Below are 22,133 nucleotides of genomic sequence, written 5' to 3'. Positions count from 1 at the left end.
CAAGGACCTCGAGAAAATGAACAAACATTTCAAGTGTATTGGCATTGTGGGGCATCCACGTCACCCCACTGCACTGACCACACATGAAATGCTCTACCGTTGGCTGTGCGCCAAAGGTTATGAGGTTATCGTTGAGCAACAAATCGCCCACGAGCTGCAGCTGAAAAATGTGAAAACCGGTACGCTCGCAGAGATTGGCCAGCAGGCAGACCTCGCCGTGGTAGTCGGCGGCGACGGCAATATGCTGGGCGCCGCACGCACCCTGGCACGTTATGATATCAAGGTTATTGGCATTAACCGCGGTAATCTCGGTTTTCTGACCGACCTTGACCCAGACAATGCCCACCAACAGTTAGCTGACGTGCTGGAAGGCCACTACATCAGCGAAAAGCGCTTTTTACTTGAAGCCCAGGTGTGCCAACAGGATTGCCAGAAGCGCATTAGCACTGCGATCAATGAAGTTGTGTTGCACCCCGGAAAAGTGGCGCACATGATTGAATTTGAAGTCTATATCGATGAAATTTTTGCCTTCTCCCAGCGTTCGGACGGCTTGATTATTTCCACACCGACCGGCTCTACCGCCTACTCGCTCTCTGCCGGAGGTCCGATCCTGACGCCTTCACTGGATGCTATTACGCTGGTCCCGATGTTCCCGCATACGCTTTCCGCACGACCACTGGTGATCAACAGTAGCAGCACCATTCGCCTGCGCTTCTCTCATCGCCGAAACGATCTGGAAATCAGTTGCGACAGCCAGATCGCCCTGCCTATACAGGAAGGTGAAGACGTATTAATTCGCCGCTGTGATTATCATCTGAACCTGATACACCCAAAAGATTACAGCTATTTCAACACATTAAGCACTAAACTAGGCTGGTCAAAAAAATTATTCTAATTTAACGCCAACCCCTTTACTGTATAAAAAACCAGTTTATACTGTATGTAATTACAGTTATGGTTTTTCATACAGGAAAACAGTTATGTTGGCACAACTGACCATCAGCAATTTTGCTATCGTTCGTGAACTTGAGATCGATTTCCAGAACGGAATGACCGTTATTACCGGTGAAACCGGTGCGGGTAAGTCCATTGCCATTGATGCTCTCGGTTTGTGCCTGGGCGGACGCGCAGATGCCGACATGGTACGTGCAGGCGCCACGCGAGCCGACCTCTGCGCGCGATTCGCCTTAAAAGACACCCCCGCGGCTCTGCGCTGGCTGGAAGAAAACCAGCTTGAGGAAGGCCGTGAATGTTTGCTGCGTCGTGTTATCAGCAGCGATGGACGTTCACGCGGCTTCATTAACGGCACTGCCGTACCGTTGTCACAGCTGCGCGAGCTGGGCCAGTTGCTTATTCAAATCCACGGTCAGCATGCGCATCAGCTCCTGACAAAATCAGAACACCAAAAGTCTCTGCTGGATGGTTACGCCAATGAAGCGTCCCTGACTCAGGAAATGGCTGCGCGCTACCAGCTGTGGCACCAAAGCTGCCGTGACCTGGCGCATCATCAACAACAGAGTCAGGAACGAGCAGCCCGGGCGGAACTGTTGCAATACCAGTTAAAAGAACTGAACGAATTCAACCCGCAGCCGGGTGAATTTGAGCAAATTGATGAAGAGTACAAGCGTCTGGCTAACAGCGGGCAATTGCTCACCACCAGCCAACAGGCGCTGGCTATCCTGGCGGATGGCGAAGACATCAACCTGCAAAGCCAGCTGTACACTGCAAAGCAGCTGGTCACTGAACTGGCAGGCATGGACGGCAAACTTTCCGGTATCCTGGATATGCTGGAAGAGGCCACGATCCAACTCAGCGAAGCCAGCGACGAGCTGCGCCACTATTGCGATCGTCTGGATTTGGACCCTAACCGTTTGTTCGAACTTGAACAGCGTATTTCCAAACAAATCTCATTGGCCCGCAAGCATCATGTTGCCCCTGAAGCGCTGCCACAGTTCTATCAGTCATTGCTGGATGAACAACAGCAGTTAGACGATCAGGCCGACTCGCTCGAAACCTTAACCCTGGCGGTGAACAATCACCACCAGCAGGCTCTGGAAACGGCAAAAATGCTGCACAAACAGCGCCAGCATTATGCTCAGGAGCTGGGACAACTGATTACAGAGAGCATGCATACTCTCTCAATGCCGCACGGTGTCTTTTGCATTGATGTGAAATTCGAGGAACATCATTTGAGCGCAGACGGTGCCGATCGCGTAGAGTTTAAAGTGACCACTAACCCAGGCCAGCCGTTGCAGCCGATTTCGAAAGTGGCTTCAGGTGGGGAACTGTCGCGCATTGCGCTGGCTATTCAGGTTATTACCGCACGCAAAATGGAAACACCGGCGCTGATTTTCGATGAAGTGGATGTCGGTATCAGCGGCCCGACTGCTGCGGTAGTGGGAAAAATGCTGCGTCAGTTGGGCGAGTCAACTCAGGTAATGTGCGTTACTCACTTGCCGCAGGTTGCTGGCTGTGGTCATCAACACTTCTACGTCAGCAAAGAAACGGATGGCGCGATGACCGAAACACACATGCAGCCGCTTGATAAACGCGCTCGCCTGCAGGAATTAGCCCGCCTGCTTGGCGGTAGCGAAGTGACGCGCAATACCCTCGCAAATGCAAAAGAACTGCTGGCGGCATAAACTTTTTTACCTTGTTAAGGTCTGAGTTCAACATAAAATCGCAGACCGACCCGACAGCAAAAGGTTTTAAAGTGGTGAAAGGTCTATTATCATCGGCATATTACATATGAGCCGCGTACTGCTCGGGCCCGAAAAGGAATCAAATCACTATGCGCTGTAAAACGCTGACTGCTGCTGCAGCAGTACTACTGATGTTGACTGCAGGCTGTTCCACTCTGGAGCGAGTGGTTTACCGCCCTGACATCAACCAGGGAAATTATCTGACACCTACCGATGTCGCCAAAGTGCGCACGGGTATGACGCAACAGCAGGTTGCTTATGCTCTGGGTACACCAATGATGTCCGATCCTTTTGGCACTAACACCTGGTTTTATGTGTTCCGTCAGCAACCTGGTCATGAAGGCGTAACCCAGCAAACACTGACGCTGACCTTTAACAGCAGCGGCATTTTGACGAACATTGATAACAAACCTGCTTTGACCGACAACAAGTAGGATTAACAGATCAAAAAAAGGTGCTCAATGAGCACCTTTTTTATTGTCTGCTATTTTTTAGCGGATTTCTCTGCTCGCTGTCTGCGCAGCTCTTTCGGATCAGCAATCAGTGGCCGGTAAATTTCCACCCTATCACCGTCCTGGAGAACATCAGCAAGCTTTACCGGACGGCTGTAAATGCCCACTTTATTTTTGCTGAGATCGATATCGGTACGCAATTCCAGCAGCCCGGAAGCGCGAATAGCCTCTTCCACCGTAGCGCCCTGTTGCAGCGTCACACGCTGTAGATACTGTTTCTCGGGTAGCGCATACGCCACTTCAACGACAATTTTAGCTGACGCTGACACTGTAAACCTCTTTCGCGCGGACCGTAAAGGCCTGCACCATGTTCGAAGCCAGCTCTTTAAAGATACGACCAAATGCCAGCTCGATTAACTTATTGGTAAACTCAAAATCGAGATGAAATTCAATGCGGCACGCTTCATGACTCAATGGCGTAAACTTCCATCCGCCAATGAGTTTCTTGAACGGTCCGTCGACCAGATGCATCAGGATGCTCTGGTTACTGGTCAATTGATTGCGCGTGGTGAACGTTTTGCTAATCCCTGCTTTCGAGACATCCACCGCTGCGGTCATCTGTCCCGGAGTCGACTCCAGCACACGGCTACCGGTGCATCCCGGTAAAAACTGGGGATAGGATTTAACATCATTCACTAGCTGATACATCTGTTCCGCACTGTAAGGTACTAAAGCGGTCCGGCTAATCTGAGGCATAACAATTTCCATCAATATCAATCACACAAATAATACCATTTATCCCCCGCTAAAAAAAACGCTATAGCCTAACTCGTGCTAAGATAGCGCCTTGCGCCCCGCTGGATGAAATGGGGTGTTTTTCGATTCCAGATTACCTATACTGAGCGGCATTATGACGAAGAAAAAAGCACACAAACCTGGCTCAGCCACAATCGCGCTTAACAAGCGCGCACGACACGAATACTTTATTGAAGAAGAGTTCGAAGCAGGACTCGCTCTGCAAGGTTGGGAAGTCAAATCCCTGCGGGCGGGTAAAGCTAACATCGGCGACAGCTACGTCATCCTTAAAGACGGCGAAGCGTTCCTGTTTGGCGCCAACTTCACGCCAATGGCTGTTGCCTCAACGCATGTGGTATGTGATCCCACCCGTACCCGTAAGCTGTTGTTAAACCAACGTGAGCTCGACTCCCTGTATGGTCGAATGAATCGTGACGGTTATACCGTTGTTGCGCTTTCACTGTACTGGAAAAATGCCTGGTGCAAAGTGAAAATTGGCGTCGCGAAAGGTAAGAAACAGCACGACAAGCGCTCCGATGTGAAAGAACGCGAATGGCAGTTAGATAAAGCGCGTATTATGAAAAATGCTGGTCGCTAAACGCTATTCTCCTGTGACCAGTCTCTCATCCTGAGACTGGTTCTTATTTTTTAGTTATTGAAACCCACCCAATACATTCATCAGGTTTATGGTTTATTTGTGCTGAATCGTTCAGGTATGAAATAAACTCCCCTGGCATTACCGTAGCGCCCCATAGTCTAATAAAATAAAACTTCAAGACCATATCGCATATATTCAAACTTATTTAATAACACTATTATTACTGTTGTTTATTATATCCCCGTCCATTTCAATTAAATGAGCAAACCTTTAAATACAATAAGTTAACTAAAGACAAATCATTGAATACACACCGGGAAGTATACTTTTCAATTAGCCAAATATATTTTTATATATGGATAAGTTGCAGAATACATTCTTTCTGACTATATCATCTAATACGAAAGAACTATTCAGCTAACAGGGCCCGAACGTATTTGATAAGTAAATGAACTTCTGCATGATCTAATCAATGTAATTACCTGTGTAAATTCATCTTTATGGTGAACGGGGCCCCTGTCTGCTCATTTTCCCAGCGCGCTGTTGCGGATTAATACTCCCGACATGCCATCAGGAGTGAACATATGCGTCTACTCGCCGTTGTATCAAAATTAACTGGCGTTTCCACAAATGTTGAATCCTCTGAAGTTACGCTCAGTTCGCCTTCTATCGTGAAACTGTCGGTGTCACGTGAGGAGGTAAGTCAACTGACTCGCGTGAATCAGGATCTGGTTGTCACTCTCCGCTCAGGTGAAACCATCACCATTAAGAACTTCTATGTCGGAAAAGGTGATGCGCAAAACCAGCTTGTTCTGGAAGACAGTAATGGCGCGCTGTGGTGGGTTCAGGATACTGATGGGGCATTCCATTTCCAGCATCTGGACGATCTCACTCCGCTAATGACTGCTGAGGGAAGCCATGAAGGCGGCGCCGTCTGGCCGTGGGTTCTTGGTGGGATCGCGGTAGCAGGCGGAATTGGCCTCGCGGCGGGTGGTGGAGGTGGCGGCGGTGGTGACGGCGGGAGTGATAATAATGCCGGCAACGGTAATGGCAACGGTGGTAATGGGGATGGTGGTTCACCGCCAACAACAACCCCTAACATGCCTGACGTACCCGTTATCACCAGCGTAATCGATAACCAGGAGCTGATTACTGGCCCTGTTAATCAGCAGGAATCCACCAACGATAATACGCCTACTCTCCAGGGCACCGGCCCCGCAAATGCCACATTGCATATTTTTGATAACGGCGTCGAAATAGGCCAGGTCACTATCGATGCCAACGGCAACTGGTCGTTTACGCCATCCTCTCCACTCGCAGACGGTACCCACAAGTTTACCGTCAGTGCATCAGACGGTACGGGCAGCAGCGACATGTCGGACAGTTGGGAGATTATTGTCGATACGCTTGCCCCCGACGCCCCTGTGGTCACAGAAGTAACTGACGATTCAGGTTCCATTAAAGGCTTGATAGGTAATAACGGTGTAACCGACGATGCCACGCCAACACTCACAGGCACTGGTGAAGCGGGCTCTTACATCAGCATTTCTGATAATGGCATTCTGATTGGCATGGTTCAGGTGGATGACAATGGTAACTGGACGTTTACACCTGACACGCCGCTTAGCGACGGTGTTCATAATCTGACGCTGACGCAAACTGACGATGCGGGTAACGTGAGCGCGGAAACGAGTGTACCGACATTCACCATCGATACTACCCCGCCTGAAGGCGCGGTCATTTCCTCCGTAAACCTGCAAGGCACCGAGGTAACCGGTAGTGCTGAGGTAGGAAGCCAAGTCATTATCATCGGTAGTAATAATCAGGTTTTGGGTTCAACTACCGTTGATCAAACCGGCAATTTCGTCATCGCGATTTCACCTTCACAGACGCACGGTGAAGCGCTGATCGCGAAGATTCAGGACCAGGCAGGCAACGTCGGGCCAGACACGTCCTTCAATGCCACCAACTCTGGCTACCCGGGCGTGCCTGTTATCATCAGCATTGTGGATGATGTTACCCCCTCAACTGGGCCATTGAACAATAATCAGGCCACCAACGACCCAACGCCTACGATCTCGGGTACCGCAGACGCCAACAGCACGGTTAACATTTATAACAACGGCGCGCTTGTTGTAAGCGTACAAGCCGATTCCAGCGGCAACTGGACCTGGACCTCCAACACCAACTTGCAGGACGACTCATACTCCTTCACCACCACAGCAACCAACCACCTGGGCACGGGAGGAACGTCATCGGCATTCAATATCACTATCGATACTCAGCCACCGTCAGCGCCGGACGATCTGAACGTATCTGCCGACGGCTCTGTCGTCACCGGTACAGCCGAACCAGGAAGTACCGTGACCATCAATAATAATAACGGTCTTCAGATCGGCAGCGGCGTCGCCGGAACGGATGGCTCATTTACCATCACCATTAACCCGCCTCAGACCAATGGTGAAACCATTACCGCTATCGCCACCGATCCTGCCGGGAACCCAAGCCTACCGGAAACCGCGCTCGCGCCAGACATCACGGCCCCGCTGCCGCCAGCTAATCTGGTGATTAATCCTACAGGCGATCAGGTTACCGGCATGGCGGAACCCAACAGTACGGTACATATTCTGGATCCTGGTGGCGCGATAATTGGAACAGTAACCGCCGGCTCGAACGGAGAATTCACCGCCACGCTGGTTCCGCCGCAGACCAACGGAGAACATCTTGTCGCCAACGCGACGGATGCTGCTGGCAATACCAGCGGCAACAGCGCGATTACCGCCCCGGATACCACGGCGCCTGACGCGCCAACCGGCGTCACCGTCGCCGGGGACGGTGGTTCTGTAAGCGGACATGCTGAAGCGGGAAGCACCGTCACTGTAAAAGACAGCAATGGTATTCAGATCGGCACAGGCCAGGCAGACAGCGGCGGCAACTTCACGGTGTCGATTACGCCGTCGAAAATGAACGGCGAAACGGTAAAAGTTACCGCAACGGACAGTAGCAATAACGAGAGTCAGCCAACTTCCGCGGTGGCTCCGGATATTACCGCCCCTGGAACGCCCATCATCACCGCCGTGACGGATGACCAGCCCATGTATCAGGGCCCTCTCAATAACGGCGATGTCACCAACGATAGCAAACCTAAGCTGGAAGGCACCGCCGAAGCAGGTTCTCAGGTCAAAATTTACGATAACGGCACCCTGCTGACGACCGTTGTCGCTGATATCAACGGTAACTGGAACTATACGCCAGTCTCGGCGCTAAGCGAGGGCGCTCACATCTTCACGGTGACCTCCACAGACGCCGCGAATAACACCAGCAGCGCGGCAAGCTGGAAAATCATTGTCGATACAATTGCGCCAACTGTTCCAGTGATAACGTTGGTTAACGATGACGTTGGCAGCATTACGGGCAGCGTTGCAAATAACGGTTGGGTCACCAACGACAATACGCCAACCATCTCGGGTACCGGTGAGCCAGGTTCACTGGTAAACCTGTACGATGGCATTCAGTTATTGACGGTTATTCTTGTCGACAGCTCGGGTACCTGGAGTTATACCGTTCCGGGGAATCAGGTGCTCAGCGATCGCACCCACCAGTTTACGGTATCGGCAACTGATGCCGCCGGTAATGTCATCACCTCACCCACAGTGGTCAGCGTTACCGTAGATACCCAACCGCCAGGCGCTCCTGTCATTTTGGCTGCTACCGACGACGTTGGGAATGCACCGATCGATCTGCCTACCGGAAGCCGTTCAAACGATACCTTGCCAGAGCTGAAAGGAACCGGAACGGACGGTTCTAAGATCACTCTTTATGATGGAGCTACGCCAATTGGAAGCACGACTGTTTTGCCCGGAGGCACCTGGAGTATTCAACTCGACCAACCGCTCAGTGAAGGCACACACAATTTATCCGCTATTGCCACGGACGTTGCAGGCAACGCCAGCAATGCCGGGACCTTTACGCTAACGATTGATACCACCCCACCAGCAGCCCCGGTTATCAGCTCTGCAGAAGGTCTGATTGGGACAAATCTACAAACGCTGAGTAACGGCAGCAGTACCAAGAGCTTGAATCCTGAACTCTCCGGAACCGGCGAGCCCGGCGCGAAGATTACGATTTATGATAATGGCGGTTCCATTGGTACCGTCACCGTACAGCCAGACGGCACCTGGACATTTACCCCAACCTCACTCACCGACGGGCCGCATAAGTTCACCGCTACAGCGACTGACGTTGCAGGCAACACGGGGATCCCATCGGCCAGCTTTACCTTGACGGTAGACAACACACCTCCCGCACAACCAGCCGCGCCAATCATTACCGACGATGTGGCTCCAGTAACGGGTGTGGTCACTAACGGCAACACCAACGATACCACGCCAACCTTTAGCGGCACGGGGAACGTCGGAGATTTGATTACCGTTTATCTGAACGGCACTCCCCCTTTGCAGGGAACGACAACAGTAGGTGCAGACGGAACCTGGAGCTTTACTCCGCCAGCACCGGTTACTCCAGGTACTTACCAGGTAACCCTCACCGCAACCGATCCTGCAGGCAACGTCAGCCAGCCATCAACAGCTATAACACTGAACATCGACACGACGCCGTCTGCGCCGCCGGTGATTATCGCCGCCAATGATAACGTCGGCGATATCATGGGTGACCTTGCACCCAACGCCGTGACCGATGACACCACGCCAACCATTCGTGGTACAGGTGTCAATGGAGACATCATCACTCTGTATAACGGCGGTACGGTGATCGGTACTGCAACGGTGGCAGGCGGTACCTGGAGTATTACCCCCGGGACTGCGCTGGCAAACGGGAGCTACACATTAAGCGCTACCGCAACAGACCCCGCAGGTAACGTCAGCGACAATTCAAACAGCATTTCGTTTACGGTTAACAACACGAAGTTAACGTTGCCGCAGGTCACGGATATCCAGGATAACGTTGGCGTCTTTACCGGTTCGCTAACCAGCGGCAGCGTCACGGACGATACAACGCCAACCATTAGCGGTACCGGCACACCGGGCAGTACGGTTTTGATTTTCGATGGTAACAATCCCATCGCCATTGCGACAGCTACCGTTGCTGCTAACGGCAGTTGGAGTGTGGATGTCCCCCTCACGCCCAATATCACTCACAAACTGACTTTCGGCGCCGTGGATGACGCAGGTAACTCACTGGCAGCAGATAACCCGCTGACGTTGATTGTCGATACCCTGCCGCCTGCAACGCCTACGGTTACCAGCGTAGACCCGAACGGTACGCTGGTTAGCGGCTCTGCCGATCCAGGCAGTACCGTCATCATTCGCAGCGGTACTTCGATCCTCGGCCAAGGGATCGCTGACGATTCAGGTAACTTCGCTGTCACAATTTCGCCAGCGCAAACAACCGGTCAGGCGCTCAACGCCATCGCTCAGGATCCCGCCGGAAATCAAAGCGACCCGACAACGTTTAGCGCTGCTACCTCCAGCGTTCCTCATCCACCAACGCTTGAGATCGTTGATGACATCGCGCCCATCATGGGGGTGATTGGCAACGGTAAAACCACCAATGACACCTTACCACTGCTGCAAGGGACTGCCACTGCAGGAGCGACTGTTAATATTTATGTAAATGGTGTTTTGCAAGTTCCATCGGTAATAGCCGACGTTGTTTCTGGCGCATGGAGTTATCAGTTACCCGCCCCACTAACTAACGGTGCAACTTATAACTTCACTGTGTCGCAAACCGTCGGTGGCATACCCAGCGGTCAGTCACCCAACTACGCTATCACCATCGACACGACGGCACCGCAAGCGCCAACGATCACCAGCATTATCGACGATGTTGCCCCCGGCACTGGCTCGTTGGATAAAGGGCAAATTACAAATGATTCGCGTCCGACGCTCAACGGAACTGGCGAACCCGGGGCAACCATTACCCTCTACGATAACGGTGTCGCTTATGCCACAACGACCGTAAACAGTAACGGATTCTGGAGCTTTACCCCGACAGCACCGCTGGGAGAAGGCGATCATCTCTTTACCGCCCGCGCAACGGACGCCGCTGGCAACCAGGGAGATCCATCCAGTGATTTCCGGATCATTGTCGATACCCTGGTACCGAATGCGCCATCTATTGTGACAGTCACGGACAACGTTGGTACGATCCAGCCCCTGACCTCAGGGCAGTTGACCAATGATAATACCCCAACGCTTGCTGGCGTTACCGAGGCGGATTCGGTTGTTACCATCCGCGATAATGGCACGGTAATCGGCACAACCACCAGCGACGAAAATGGCAACTGGAGCTTTACGCCTGCCCCTGCTCTCGGAGAAGGAAGCCACTCGCTGACTGCCAGCGTTACAGATAACGCGGGTAACATTAGCCCGACAACGCCACCATTTGTGGTCGTCGTCGACACGCTGGCGCCAGCCGCACCGAGCATTACCTCAGTAATTGACGATCAGCCCGGCAATACCGCGCTGACCAACGGACAGCTTACAAACGATGCGCAGCCTACCCTGAACGGCAAAGGTGAGATTGGTGCCATCATCACGATCCGTGATAACGGCGCTGAAATAGGTACAACTCAGGTGGACGAGTCAGGTAACTGGAGCTTCACTCCGGATGCTCCGCTGGGACAGGGGCAACATATTTTCACCGTCGTTGCCACAGATCAGGCGGGAAACACAGGCGGAGTATCATCATCGTTTACTATTGAGCTGGACTCTATTGCCCCGTCAATACCGGTCATCAGTTCGGTGCAGGACAATACTGCGCCGACAACCGGGCCTATCTCCAACGGGCAAATCAGCAACGAAAGTCGCCCGGCGCTCAGCGGTACCGGTGAAATTGGCGCGACCATTACCGTGCTGAGCGATGGTCAGCCGATTGGCACCACCATCGTCGGCGCAGGCGGAAGCTGGAGTTTTACACCCTCCGCGGCATTGGGTAACGGCCAGCATACTCTGACCGTCACGGCTACAGATAGCGCAGGCAATACCAGCCTGCCTTCTGGTGGCTTTACCTTCACCGTCGATACTCTGGCACCGACAGCACCAGTGATTACTCAGGTTGCGGATGATGTCGGCCCACTGATTGGAAATCTGAACAACGGTCAGGCCACGAACGATCCACTCCCGACGCTTAGCGGTACGGCAGAAGCCAATTCCATGGTGAAAATTTACGATAACGGAGCGCTGATCGGATCTGCTCCTGTAGATGGTACGGGCGCCTGGACCTTCACACCGGGAACCCCACTTAGCAACGGTAACCACGCGCTGACGGTAACAGCCACCGACGCGGCTGGAAACGTCAGCCCGACGTCTGCGGGATTTAACATCGTTGTTGATACCGTCGCCCCGCTTGCGCCAACGATTATCCAGGCGTTTGATGACGTGCAGCCGGGAACCGGAACGCTATCGAACGGAGCCTCTACCAACGACACCCGTCCCGTACTCAGCGGTTCAGCGGAAGCCGGAGCCCGGGTAGCCATCTACGATAATGGCGCGCTGCTGACAACGGTGACTGCGACGATAGACGGCACCTGGGAATATCTGACCACCACACTTGGCAACGGTCAGCATGTGTTTACCGCCATCGCCACCGACGCCGCCGGGAACGTGAGTCCTGTCTCAGGTGGGTTTACGATTAATGTCGACACCATTGCACCATCCGTCCCGCTGCTGGTCTCTGTGGTGGATGATATCGCAGGCGGCGTGTTCAATGCAGCGCTCAGCAACGGACAGCTGACCAACGATGCACGCCCGACGCTGAACGGCACCGCCGAGGCAGGCAGCACCATCAGCATCTATGACGGAAGCACCCTGTTGGGTACCGCGCTGGTGCAAAGCAATAACAGTTGGTCGTTTACCCCAACCACACCGCTGGCTAATGGATCGCACACCTTCACAGTCACCGCCACTGATGCGGCGGGCAACACCAGCGGCGCGACGGCAGGCTTTAGCGTGGTGGTTGACACCACGGCGCCGACGCAGCCTTCAATCAGCAGCATTATTGACGATGTCGGGCCAAACACCGGGCCGATTGGCAGCAATCAGCCGACCAACGACGCACGCCCAACGTTAAACGGCATCACGGAAGCCAACGCGCGAGTTGATATTTATGATAACGGCAGCTTTGTCACCAGCGTAACGGCGGATGGCAGCGGCAACTGGAGCTACACCCCGACTACCGCGCTGGCACAAGGTACCCACTCGTTTACCATCACCGCAACGGACAGCGCGGGTAATACCAGTGGTATATCGTCTGCGGCAGCGATCGTGGTCGATACCGTTGCCCCGGGTATCCCAACCGGGCTGGCGGTAAACGCCAACGGCACCGCGCTCACCGGCGTTGCCGAGCCAAACAGCACGGTCATTATTACCTCCAGCGGCGGAACGGTGCTCGGCACGGCAACCGCCAACGCCTCCGGTAATTTCACCTTCACTCTGAACCCACCGCAAATCAGTGGGCAAACTCTGATGGTCAGCGCACAGGATGCCGCAGGCAACATCGGTACGGCGGGTAACGTGCTGGCACCGTTTACCGGCGTACCACCTGCGCCTGTTATTGCCAGCGTGCTCGATGACGTCGGCACTATCATGGGACCCGTCGCTCCCGGTAAAACCACCAATGACACCCTGCCAACGCTCAGCGGAACGGCGCAGGCTAACGCCGTCATCAATCTGTACAACAACGGCGTGCTAATGGGCTTCACGACCGCAGACGGTAACGGGATCTGGAGCTTTACCCCATCCGGTGCACTCAGCGAAGGTAACCATGCGTTTACCGCCACGGCAACCAACGCCAACGGCGCAAGTGGGTTGTCCGGTTCGTTCAGCGTGATTGTGGACACCACGCCACCGACCGCGCCAACGCTCCTGATCAACGCCGATGGCGGTACCGTCAGCGGCGTCGCCGAAGCGGGAAGCACGGTCACCATTTCTCTGCCCGGCGGCACCAGCGTGACGGCAATCGCCAACAGCAGCGGTGTCTACAGCGTCAACCTGCCGGTTCGCCAGATTGAAGGGCAGTCACTGTCCGCCACGGCGACCGATGCGGCGGGAAATACCTCATCGCCGACAAGCGCTCTCGCACCAGTATTGCCGCTGCTGGCTGAAGACAATGTCACCAGCCTGCCGCTACAAACCGATGTCACTGTCAGCACCGAGCATCAAAGCGATTATGGTTTCCTGTTGGTCAATGCGCTGGGAAATGTCGCCAACGTGCTGGGGAACGATACGGCAAGCGTGAATTTCAGCATCGCTTCTGGCGGCAGCGGATCCATTACAATCAATGCCGCAGCGACCGGCGTAGTGCTGTCGCTGTTAAACACACTTGAAGTCGTCATCCAGCGCTTTGACACCGCGCTGAATGCCTGGGTTACGGTGGTGGATACCGGAAAACCAGACTTTGCCAGCCTCCTCACTCTGGGCGCCTCAGGCGTAACGCTCAATTACAGCGGACTGACTGGTGGTGATTACCGCGTGGTCAGCTACAACACCAACCTGCTGGCGACCGGAGCATACACCAGCCTTGATGTCTCTGTGGTAAAAGCTAGCGCAGGAACCATCACCGGCGGTACTACCGAGTCTGGCAATATCATCACCGATATCGATCCCGCCAACGGGCAGGATAATGCCCCTTCCGGCACGCTGGTCACCGCCATCACCGACGGTAACGGCAACGTCGTGAACATCCCGTCGGGCGGCATTGATGTGCAGGGGAAATACGGCATCCTGCATATCAATCAGAACGGTAGCTACACCTATACCCTGACCGATACGTCAATCTCGGTGTATGGCCGTTCTGAAAGTTTCACCTACACGCTGACGCATGGCAGCGATCACTCCTCGGCAAAACTGGTGGTAACGTTCGGTCAGGCGCCCACCACCAGTACGGTAACCGCGGCAGACGATGTGGCTGCGCTGACTTACGGGACGCAGGTCATCGCGGTTGATCATGGCACATCACAGCAAACCGGCTTCACCCTCGCCAACGTCGGACTGGGTAATGTGCTGGATGTCAGTCTGGTTAACGGTTTAACCAATCCGATCAAATTTAATGTGGATGATGGCGCAACCCGCACGCTGACCGTCAAGGCCAGCGTTCTCGGCGTCACGGTTGGCGGTTTTGACCTCTATGTTTATCGCTTCAACGAGTCCATTCAGCAGTATGAGCAGTTCCGCGTGAAGCCCAACTGGGTCACGGCGCTGCTAGGAGGTAGCTCAACGGATTACACCATCACCCTGCCTGGCGGTGACTATCTGTTCCTGCTTAACGCCTCCGGCGGTCTGACGCTGCTGACCAGCTATACCCTGAATATCCAGGCCGATCACACCTACGCCGTCGACAGCCTGAGTGCGACAACCAATGGAAACCTGCTGGTCAACGACTCGGCTCCGGCCAATACCGTTATCACCGAAGTTAACGGTGTCACCGTAAACGGAACGGGTACAACCACCATTAACGGGCAGTACGGCACGCTGACTATTGATGCGAAAGGGAACTACACCTACACGCTGAGAAGCGGACTGGGCGCAGACGGTATCAATACGCCGGACAGTTTCGTGTATAAGGTCAAAGCGCCAAACGGTGATACCGGCAGTGCATCGCTGAATATCAAACCGACCCCACAGGCGCTGGATGCAGTAAATGACGTCAGCAGCACGATGGCGGTTAGTACCCAGGCGGATACTTCCCGGTCGTTTACCGACGACAGCGTCGGGAACGCCAGCTGGAGTGCCCAACTCCTTTCACCCACCTCAAAAAGTGGTACTGGCGTCATTGAAATCGCTACGGGAACGGCGGTGCAAAACGCCATACTGCATTTTAACGTCGCGTCAGGTCTGACGCTGGGCGGGCTGACCGTCACCTGGGCGCTGTATGACAGCAACAACATCAAGATTGCCGGTAACTCTTTCAATGGCGGATTGCTGGTTGGTGGCAATATCGATATAGCCTTGAGCGGGATCGTACTGCACCCCGGCAACTATCGCCTCGACTATACCGGAAGCGTCGGGGGGCTGGGGCTGGGGAATATCACCATCACCCCCAGCGTGAAAGGTACGATAATCGACCTGCAAAACTTCGAGACTTCCACAGCGAACAGCGTCACCGGCAATATTTATGACGGAGACCATATTGCCAGCGTGCATACCTTGCTGACGGTGAACGGCACGGGCGGCAGTACCGTCACGCTTGATCCGCTGAGTAGCACGACCAGCGCCATCATTAACGGGTTGTACGGCAAACTGACCATTGGCATTGATGGTCATTACACCTATGCCCTCAACAGCGATGTCTCGCTCTCCACCATCGTCACCAAAGAGACATTTACCTACACCCTTAACGACCAGAATGGCCATACCGATACCGCTACGCTGACCATCAATATGAATCCGCAAGTGGTGAGTACCGTCGATGCCGATCGCCTGACTGGCAGCGCCTACGGCGATACGCTGATTTATCACCTGCTCAACGCCAACGACGCTACCGGCGGCAACATTAGCAATGGTGCTACCGACACCTGGACCAACTTCTCACTGGCCCAGGGTGACAAAATCGATATCGGCGACCTGCTGGTGGGCTGGAACGGGCAGAACGCTACGCTCGGCAACTACCTCACCGTAACCACCAGCGGTAACAACACGGTGATTGCCATCGACCGCGACGGTACGGGCAACACATATCACTCAACCAATCTCATAACGCTGGAGAACGTACACACCACGCTCGATGAGCTGGTGCAACAAAATCACATCGTGCCCTGACGTTAACGCAATGCGTTAAAGCGCCATAACTACAGCCCCGGATGCCATGACGTCCGGGGCAATAACAGTCGTCGCTGCCGTATTTTGTAAGGGATAAACTATGAGAAATGTCGCGCCTGTTGCATTACTTCTGGCATTAACGCTCTGTACCCTGCGGGTGAATGCCGAAGATGAACCGCAAATTATTACGCCGGAAGGACTGGCCACCAGCCAGATGCTTCCCTCGCTGGACGGCGCGGTTGCCGATCTGCCGCTGAGCGCTGCCGCCCCCGGCAACCTGATGCTCAACGACGCGGTAAGTCGTGCCGTGAGCTGGCATCCTTCTATTCGTGAATCGATCGGCAAACTGCTTTCGCAAAACGAACAGATCGACGTGGCGAAATCGAAATATTACCCGCAGGTTTCTGCCGGAATGAATAACGGTTACAGCAATACCTATACCGACCACGGCTTTAGCCCGGCGCTGGTTATTTCGGTGTCACAAATGCTGTACGACTTCGGCAAAGTGGCAAGCCAGGTCCGAGCCGAGACCGCCGGAGCCGCACAACAGCAGGCGAATGTGTTACTCAGTATTGATACCATCGCCCACGCAACCGCCAACGCGATAGTCCAGGTGCAGACGTGGCAACAAATGGTGGATGCCGCCGAAGAACAGCTCACCGCCTTAAACGACATTGGTCGACTGACCCGACAACGCAATGATGAAGGGGCAACCTCGCTGTCCGACGTGGTACAAACCGATGCGCGTATCGAGTCTGCGCGTTCTCAGCTGGCGCAGTATCAGGCCAATCTCGACAGCAGTAAGGCCACATTGATGAGTTACCTCGGCTGGAACTCACTTAACGGCATCAGCAACGAATTCCCGGCCAAACTGGACAGCAGCTGCGATGTGGTCAAACCGGAAGATAAACTGGTTCCCGCGGTTCTGGCGGCCTGGGCACAAGCGAATGTGGCACAGGCAAATCTCGATTACGCCAACGCGCAGATGACGCCCACCATCTCTTTGGAACCGTCGGTGCAGCATTATCTCAACGACAAATACCCCAGCCATGAGGTGCTCGACAAAACCCAGTACTCCACGTGGGTAAAAGTTGAGATGCCGCTGTATCAGGGGGGCGGACTCACCGCCAGGCGCAACGCCGCCAGCCATGCGGTAGAGTCTGCACAATACTCCATCCAGCGCACCCGACTCGAAGTACGACAAAAATTACTGGAGTCCCGCAGCCAGGCAATGAGCCTCGCCACCGCCCTGCAGATTCTGCGCCGCCAGCAGCGACTGAGTGAACAAACGCGCGAGCTTTATCAACAGCAGTATCTGGACCTCGGTTCGCGCCCGCTGCTCGACGTGCTTAACGCCGAGCAAGAGGTGTATCAGGCCCGTTTTGCGGAACTCCAGACTCAAAACCAGCTGCGCCAGCTCCAGCTGAACTGCCTCTATAACACTGGCTCGCTTCGCCAGGCGTTCGCCTTAAATAATCGCAGCATTCAATCGGTGGAGATCAAGCTATGAGCGACCTCGATTCACATGCAAAAGATGCAATTAGCGAACACGCTCTTAGCCAGTGGGCGCAGGCGATGACGCATATTGCCAATCACTATCGCGTGGCCTGTTCTCCCGGCGCAATCCAGGCCAACGCCCCGTGGTTTGCGGGAAAAAGCCGGGCAACGGCCCTGTCGCAACTGGCGCGTCAGGCGGGACTGTCATTTCATGCGCTGGATACCGCCACGCAGGTGTTCGGTCAGTGGCGTCTGCCGGTGGTGGCGGAACTGCGCGACGGCCAGCTAATGGTGATAGAACATTTCAACGGCGAAGATGCACTGGATGTGTTTATCATCGCCGAAGAGGGCCAGCGTAACCGGCTCACGGTCGCAGAGCTTCTGCCGGAGATCGTGAGTATTACCGCGATGCGCCCGCTGTCGGCGCTGAAGGACAGTCGGGTAGACCGCTATATTTCGCGCTTCAAGCCCGACTGGATGCGCGAACTGGTGTTAAAAGACATTAGTCCTTATCTGCCGGTCATGATTGCCGCCTTTCTGATTAACGTTCTGTCGCTCGCCGGGATTATCTTTTCCATGCAGGTTTATGACCGGGTGATCCCCGCCCAGTCTTATCCAACGCTGTATGTTCTCTCCACTGGCGTACTGGTGGCGGTGCTGTTTGGCTTTTTGCTGCGCGAAGCGCGTACCCACATAATGGACCTGCTCGGCAAACGCGCCGATATGCGCATTTCCGATCGCGTGTTCAGCCATGCATTGCGCCTGCGCAACAGCGCCGTCCCCCGCTCGACGGGGAGCTTCATTTCTCAACTGCGCGAGCTGGAACAGGTTCGCGAGATGATCACCTCCTCGACCATGTCGACCATTGTCGATCTGCCGTTTTTCTTTTTGTTTATCGTAGTGCTGGCTTTTATCGCCCCGCCGCTGGCATGGATAGCGCCCGTCGCGGCCCTGCTGATGATCCTGCCCGGTTTGCTGTTACAGAAGAAGCTGGCGGTGCTCGCCAACCAGGCTGCCCATGAATCCACCCTGCGCAACGCGGTGCTGGTCGAGAGCGTTCAGGGGCTGGAAGACATCAAGCTGATGCAGGCGGAAAACCGCTTTTTACAGCAGTGGAACAGCTACATCCGCATTACCGGAGAGTCCGGGCTGCGCACGCGCAGGCTGACTCAGGGGCTGATTGGCTGGGGCATGTCGGTACAAAGTCTGGTCTACGCCGCCATCATTATGTTCGGCGCGCCGATGGTCATTGAAGGCACGATGACCACCGGGGCCGTGGTGGCCGCTTCGATGCTCGGTTCCAGAATGATTGCCCCAATGGCTAATCTGTGCGGTGTGCTGGCCCGCTGGCAACAGGTCAAGGCGGCGAAGATGGGGTTAGACAGCATCATGCAGCTTCCCACCGAAACGCAGTACGACGAAGACCGGGTGCATCAGGAGATTTTTCACGGCCATTATCTGTTTGAGAACGCACACTTTCGCTACCACAGCGACGATCAGCGCGTTCCGCTGCGCATCTCGCGCCTGGAGGTCATGCCCGGCGAGCGCGTGGCAATCCTCGGGCGTAACGGTGCCGGGAAATCAACCCTGCTGCAAGCCATGGCGGGCGGTGTGGAGATTATCCAGGGCGATGTCCGGCTCGACAACCTGAGTCTGGCGCAGATCGATATGGCTGATTTACGCCGCAACATCGGTTTTCTTAGCCAGAACGCGCGGCTGTTTTTCGGCACCCTACGCGAGAACCTGACCCTCGGCGCACCGCATGCCAGCGACGCGCAGATCTTCGAAGCGCTGGAGGTCAGCGGCGCGGCAGCTTTCGTTAAACAGCTCGCCAAAGGGCTGGCGCATCCCATTATGGAGGGCGGCAACGGTTTGTCCGGTGGACAACGGCAGTCGATCCTGCTGGCAAGAATGCTGCTGCGATCGCCCAATATCGTGCTGCTCGACGAACCCAGCGCCTCGCTGGATGAACATACCGAGCGGGAGTTTATTCAGCGCCTGAACCAGTGGCTGGGCAACCGCACATTGATTGTCGCCACTCATCGCGTACCGGTTCTGGAGCTGGTCGAACGCGTGGTGGTATTAAAAGAAGGCCAACTGGTTATGGATGCCCCGAAAGCGCAGGCATTAAATGCGAGCCGGGCACCCGCCCCAACTCACGGTCGGGAGTGGAAAAATGAAAACCAATCCGCATGATGCCGCCATGGACGACCTCGATATCCGCCGCGAGCACCGTTTTTCCGGGGCCAGCCGTATTATTCTGCTCAGCACGCTGCTGTTTGCCGTCCTGGGTATCTGGGCATATTTCGGCAAGCTGGATGAAGTCTCAACCGGCAGCGGGAAAGTGATCCCCAGCTCGCGAGAGCAGGTCTTGCAGTCGCTGGATGGCGGCATTCTCGCCGAGCTTACAGTACGCGAGGGAGATAAAGTGCAGGCCAATCAAATAGTCGCCCGCCTCGACCCCACCCGTTCTGAGTCCAACGTTGGGGAGAGTGCAGCCCGTTATCGCGCCTCACTGGCTTCCAGCGCAAGGCTTAATGCCGAAGTTAACGATCTGCCGCTGGTCTTTCCCGATTCACTGCGCGCCTGGCCGGATCTCATCGCCTCCGAAACTCGCCTGTATAAAAGCCGCCGCGCGCAGCTTGCGGATTCAATGGCAGAACTTCAGGATGCACTGATCTCAGTAAATAAAGAACTGGCCATCACCCAACGGCTGGAGAAAAGCGGTGCTGCCAGCCACGTAGAAGTGCTGCGCCTGCAACGACAAAAAAGCGATCTGGGATTAAAAATCACCGATCTGCGCTCGCAATATTTCGTGCAGGCGCGGGAAGCGCTGTCAAAGGCCAACGCCGAAGTGGATATGCTGGCGGCGATTTTAAAAGGACGTGAGGATTCCGTCACCCGCCTGACCGTACGCGCGCCGATGCGCGGTATTGTGAAAAACATCCAGGTCACCACCATCGGCGGCGTTATCCCGCCCAACGGCGAGATGATGGAGATTGTGCCGCTGGACGATCATCTGCTGATAGAAACCCGCCTGTCGCCGCGTGATATCGCTTTCATCCATCCCGGCCAGCGGGCGCTGGTAAAGATAACCGCCTATGACTACGCCATTTACGGCGGACTGGAAGGCGTAGTCGAAACCATCTCTCCGGACACCATTCAGGACAAAGTGAAACCGGAAATCTTCTATTACCGCGTGTTTATCCGCACACATCAGGACTTCTTACAGAACAAACTGGGACGCCATTTCTCCATAGTACCGGGCATGATTGCCACAGTGGATATAAAAACAGGTGAAAAAACCATCGTCGACTATTTAATCAAACCGTTTAATCGCGCAAAAGAAGCGCTGCGCGAGCGCTAAATCCTTGAGGATTAGGGGTTGCGGGGGCTGGTCACGCGTGTCACAAGTCTGTTATACTTGCTCTAACACATTGGGGCTGATTCTGGATTCGACGGGATTCGCGAAACCCAAGGTGCATGCCGAGGGGCGGTTGGCCTCGTAAAAAGCCGCAAAAAAATAGTCGCAAACGACGAAAACTACGCTTTAGCAGCTTAATAACCTGCTCTGAGCCCTCTCTCCCTAGCTTCCGCTCTTAAGACGGGGATCAAAGAGAGGTCAAACCCAAAAGAGATCGCGTGGAGGCCCTGCCTGGGGTTGAAGCGTTAAAACTAATCAGGCTAGTCTGGTAGTGGCGTGTCTGTCCGCAGGTGCCAGGCGAATGTAAAGACTGACTAAGCATGTAGTGCCGAGGATGTAGGAATTTCGGACGCGGGTTCAACTCCCGCCAGCTCCACCAAATAAAACAAGGGGTTACGTGAAAACGTAGCCCCTTTTTCTATGGTTGTGGCGGCAAAATGGCGACAGAGTGTCGGAGTGGCGGCAACAAAAAACCCGCCATTAAAGCGGGTTCTGTTCAGAAACTCATGTGGCCTTGACCACCTTTTCCAGGATGTGGCGGCGCAGAAGAAATTAGATTCGGTTTTATAATGTGCCGTACAAACGTTTCATGAGTAACGAACGTACAGCCACAATTTATATTTTGGCACTGGTTGTAACGTTCTTTTGTCGTAGCTGATACCTGAAAGCTGCTTCTGGTATGTGCTGCATGACCGCACTCTGGACAGTTCATCATCGCTGTTATCCCACCACCCTTGCCGTAGTCGCAATAATGATACATCATTATTTAATATTGAGAACCAATTATTCAATTTCAAGATCATCAATCTTTACTTCAAGCTCCATGCTGGTCGTAAATCCATTATCCGGGCTGACAGAATGCGTCAGGGTGGTAATGGTCCATTCTGCATC

11 protein-coding genes, 1 other RNA gene and 1 pseudogene are annotated in these 22,133 nt (G+C 54.4%); 9 read left to right on the top strand and 4 right to left on the bottom strand.

What is annotated here, in order from left to right; genetic code table 11:
* The first annotated feature begins 16 nt into the window (after positions 1 to 16).
* The 3 genes from nadK to bamE all read left to right on the top strand — a co-directional run bounded on the left by nadK (position 17) and on the right by bamE (position 3,136).
* Positions 17 to 895 (top strand): NAD(+) kinase, encoded by an 879-nt coding sequence (gene nadK / locus OGY10_RS14730; protein ID WP_003826406.1) that lies wholly within the window; start codon positions 17 to 19, stop codon positions 893 to 895.
* Between the two features lie 85 nt (positions 896 to 980).
* Positions 981 to 2,642 carry a DNA repair protein RecN gene (gene recN, locus OGY10_RS14725; RefSeq protein WP_286576941.1) on the top strand — a complete coding sequence of 554 codons (1,662 nt, stop codon included), beginning with the start codon at positions 981 to 983 and terminating at the stop codon, positions 2,640 to 2,642.
* Positions 2,643 to 2,791: 149 nt separating this feature from the next.
* On the top strand, positions 2,792 to 3,136 hold the full coding sequence (gene bamE, locus OGY10_RS14720; protein WP_008785524.1) for an outer membrane protein assembly factor BamE: 345 nt from the start codon (positions 2,792 to 2,794) through the stop codon (positions 3,134 to 3,136).
* Positions 3,137 to 3,186: 50 nt separating this feature from the next.
* Here bamE and OGY10_RS14715 read toward each other — a convergent pair whose 3' ends face one another.
* Together OGY10_RS14715 and ratA are read right to left on the bottom strand one after the other, a co-directional pair.
* Positions 3,187 to 3,483, bottom strand: a complete 297-nt coding sequence (locus OGY10_RS14715) for an RnfH family protein (RefSeq protein WP_008785525.1) — start codon at positions 3,481 to 3,483, stop codon at positions 3,187 to 3,189.
* A complete protein-coding gene (ratA, locus tag OGY10_RS14710) occupies positions 3,467 to 3,910 on the bottom strand; it encodes a type II toxin-antitoxin system toxin RatA (protein WP_003826396.1) in 444 nt (147 codons plus the stop codon). The genes OGY10_RS14715 and ratA overlap by 17 nt, the downstream gene beginning before the upstream one ends.
* A 154-nt stretch (positions 3,911 to 4,064) precedes the next feature.
* Between ratA and smpB the strand changes: the two genes are divergently transcribed.
* From smpB to ssrA, 6 genes are all read left to right on the top strand, one after another.
* Positions 4,065 to 4,547 carry an SsrA-binding protein SmpB gene (gene smpB, locus OGY10_RS14705; protein WP_003031211.1) on the top strand — a complete coding sequence of 161 codons (483 nt, stop codon included), beginning with the start codon at positions 4,065 to 4,067 and terminating at the stop codon, positions 4,545 to 4,547.
* A gap of 584 nt (positions 4,548 to 5,131) precedes the next feature.
* Positions 5,132 to 16,321, top strand: a complete 11,190-nt coding sequence (locus OGY10_RS14700; RefSeq protein WP_286576939.1) for a BapA/Bap/LapF family large adhesin — start codon at positions 5,132 to 5,134, stop codon at positions 16,319 to 16,321.
* Positions 16,322 to 16,421: 100 nt separating this feature from the next.
* Complete coding sequence (locus tag OGY10_RS14695; protein ID WP_008785529.1) at positions 16,422 to 17,831, top strand: TolC family outer membrane protein; 1,410 nt, start codon at positions 16,422 to 16,424, stop codon at positions 17,829 to 17,831.
* Entirely contained in the window at positions 17,828 to 20,014 is a 2,187-nt protein-coding gene (locus tag OGY10_RS14690; protein ID WP_079934271.1) for a type I secretion system permease/ATPase, read from the top strand. Before OGY10_RS14695 ends, OGY10_RS14690 begins: the two co-directional genes overlap by 4 nt.
* A 7-nt stretch (positions 20,015 to 20,021) precedes the next feature.
* Positions 20,022 to 21,185, top strand: a complete 1,164-nt coding sequence (locus tag OGY10_RS14685) for a beta-barrel domain-containing protein (RefSeq protein ID WP_156183273.1) — start codon at positions 20,022 to 20,024, stop codon at positions 21,183 to 21,185.
* Positions 21,186 to 21,257: 72 nt separating this feature from the next.
* Positions 21,258 to 21,621, top strand: a transfer-messenger RNA (tmRNA) gene (gene ssrA / locus OGY10_RS14680).
* 117 nt (positions 21,622 to 21,738) lie between these two features.
* Here ssrA and OGY10_RS14675 read toward each other — a convergent pair.
* Positions 21,739 to 21,957, bottom strand: coding sequence for an ogr/Delta-like zinc finger family protein (locus OGY10_RS14675; protein ID WP_000980498.1), 219 nt, complete (start codon positions 21,955 to 21,957; stop codon positions 21,739 to 21,741).
* Positions 21,958 to 22,025: 68 nt separating this feature from the next.
* A pseudogene (locus OGY10_RS14670) lies at positions 22,026 to 22,133 on the bottom strand (phage late control D family protein); the annotation flags it as partial.

The organism is Citrobacter sp. Cpo148 (genome assembly GCF_030332375.1).
Lineage (GTDB): Bacteria > Pseudomonadota > Gammaproteobacteria > Enterobacterales > Enterobacteriaceae > Citrobacter > Citrobacter portucalensis.
Note: the sequence above shows the minus strand (reverse complement) of the source record. Positions and strands in the feature narration are given on the sequence as shown.